The following is a 2,575-nucleotide window of genomic DNA, read 5'->3' on the forward strand; positions in this document are numbered from 1 at the left end:
AATATTGAGCCAGGGGTGGAAGCCGACTTTGAGAGGGTCGGCTGTGGATAAGTGTAGGGGCTGTGCTGGTTCGGGGACCTCCTTGTTGTTGTGTTGAAGGCGATGGGCAAGACGCGCAGGGCGTAGCCCGTAGCGGCTTGCCCATCGCGACACTTGCTCAGAATGGGTCGGGCTCAGCCTGCGTCGAGACACCTTTGCGCGCCTGCTCTCGGGCCTTGATGCGCTTCTTGGCCGCGGCCGTGCTGCGACTGAACCGGATCGACTCGTTGCCTGTCTCCACGATGTGGCAGTGGTGCGTGAGGCGGTCCAGCAGCGCCGTGGTCATCTTCGCGTCGCCGAAGACGCTGGACCATTCGGCGAAGTCCAGGTTGGTCGTGATCATCACGCTGGTGTGTTCATACAGCTTGCTTAGCAGGTGGAACAGCAACGCCCCGCCGGCCTGGCTGAACGGCAGGTAGCCCAGCTCGTCGAGGATCACCAGGTCCATGCGCAGCAGGCTGGTGGCGATGCGCCCGGCCTTGCCTTGGGCCTTCTCCTGCTCCAGTGCGTTGACCAGATCGACCGTGGAGTAGAACCGCACCCGCTTGCCGTGCCGGGTGATGCCCGAGACGCCCATGGCCGTGGCCAGATGCGTCTTGCCTGTGCCCGGGCCGCCCACCAGCACCACGTTGTGCGCCGCGTCGGTGAAGGCCGTGGTGGCCAGGGTCTCCACCAGCTTGCGGTCCACCGGCGAGACCTCGAAGTCAAAGCCCGCCATGTCGCGGTGCACCGGGAACTTCGCTGCGTGCATCTGGTGGCTGACCGAGCGCATCGCCCGATCCGTGCCCTCGGCCTGCAGCAAATGCTCGATCAGCCAGCGCGAGGACTCGACGCCCACCCCGCCGCCCTCACCACCGCCTTGCTCGACCAGATCGGCCCACGCCCCGGCCATGCCGTGCAGGCGCAGTGCCTTGAGTTCGACCAGCACATCAGTCTTCATGGTCGGCTCCCTCGGTGGTCACGCCCACACTGCTGTCCGCGGTGTCCGAGCGAAGACTGTCGTAGCGCGCCGTGTTCGCCAGCGGCGGCGTGGTCACTTTCAACTGCGTGGCCGCCGTGGGCGGTACCGGTTGCGCGTTGAGCCGGTTCAGCACGTTGACCACGTGTTCCACGCTGACCTTGCCCGGTGCACCGCTCTCCAGTGCCAGATCGATGGCCACCAGCACCGCGTCCAGACCGGCGCTGAGCACGATCGCCAGCACCTGCGCCATGACCCGGTCGCCGCCCGGGTTGCGCAGCAACCCTCGGCGTAGCCGCTGCAGCGGCTCGGGCATGTCGGCGAACGGTGCGCCGTTCCTCAGCGCACCAGGCTTCCTCTGCAGCAGCGGGATGTAGTGCTGCCAGTCGTACCGGGTCTCGCCCGCGTTGCTCAGCCGCTCGTGGCGGGCCACGATGGTGTCGTCCGCCATAGCGATTGCGCGCCACCGACACCAAGCAGGTGCTGGAGACCCGCGCGGGCTTCTCGACGTAGCCATCGAACGGCACCGGCATGGGCATGAGGTGCGCTCGTTCGTGTTCGAGCATCTCGGCCACGCTGAACTGGGTGTGCTCCGGGTGGCGCACCTCGTCCCACAGCGTGCGGCAGCGTTGGGACAACCAGGCGTTGAGTTCGGTGAAGCTACCGAACTTGATCTTGGCCGCGTCGATCCAGATGCGCCGGCGGCTGTCCTGCACGTTCTTCTCTACAACCCCTTTCTCCCAGCCGCTGGCCACGTTGCAGAAGTCCGGGTCGTACAGGTAGTGCGCGCACATGGTGGCAAAGCGCTCGTTGACGATGCGACCCTTGCCCTTCTTGACCTTGTCCACCGCCGTCTTCATGTTGTCGTAGATGCCACGTCGCGCCACGCCGCCCAGCGCTGCGAACGACCGCGTGTGGGCATCGAACAGCATCTCGTGGCCCTGGCTGGGGTAGGCCACCAGCCAGAAGGCCCGACTGGCGCACAGCTTCATGTGCGAGACCTGCACCCGGTAGTAGATGCCACCGATCACCATGCCTTCCTCGCTCCAGTCGAACTGGAAGGCCTCGCCCAGCTCAAAGGCCAGCGGCACGAACGCGTTGCCCGCAGACCCCTGGCCTTCGCCCTGTCGCCATGCCCGGATGAAGTCGGTCACCCGCGTGTAGCCAGGCCAGCTTCAGCGCATCGTGAAACGCCGTGAGCTTGCCCGGCTGTTCGCCGCGCCGGTACTGCGGTGGACTGTCCACCTCGCCGTGCAGCCACTTCGCTACGGTATTGCGCGATAGCCCTGTCATGCGCGCTATCTCGCGCTCCGATTTGTTCTTGCGGGCATGCAAATGCCGGATCCTGCCAATCATGTCCATGGTGATCACTCCTTGTCCTCTGCTGCACAAAAAAACAGCAGAGTAGGTTGTTCACCTGGCTCAGTTTTGGGTCGGCACAACCCTCAAAAGTGGTTCAGTTTTCGGTCGGCGTCAACAGGCAGGCGGGCTCTTGGACGACGGGGGGTTCAGCACGTTCTGCATCGCCTGCAGTCCAGCAATGACCTCGGCAGACGGCGCCACGGCGCCCAGCGCAGT

At 65.2% G+C, this 2,575-nt stretch carries 1 protein-coding gene and 1 pseudogene; both read right to left on the reverse strand.

The features are described from left to right. Positions 1 to 157 precede the first annotated feature (157 nt). Positions 158 to 979, reverse strand: coding sequence for an IS21-like element ISThsp19 family helper ATPase IstB (gene istB, locus B7X30_RS15615; RefSeq protein WP_013122263.1), 822 nt, complete (start codon positions 977 to 979; stop codon positions 158 to 160). Then, a pseudogene (istA, locus tag B7X30_RS15620) lies at positions 969 to 2,359 on the reverse strand (IS21 family transposase). Before istA ends, istB begins: the two are co-directional and overlap by 11 nt. Positions 2,360 to 2,575 lie beyond the last annotated feature (216 nt).

It is taken from the genome of Thiomonas sp. 13-64-67, assembly GCF_002282795.1.
Classification (GTDB): Bacteria; Pseudomonadota; Gammaproteobacteria; order Burkholderiales; family Burkholderiaceae_C; genus Thiomonas; species Thiomonas arsenitoxydans.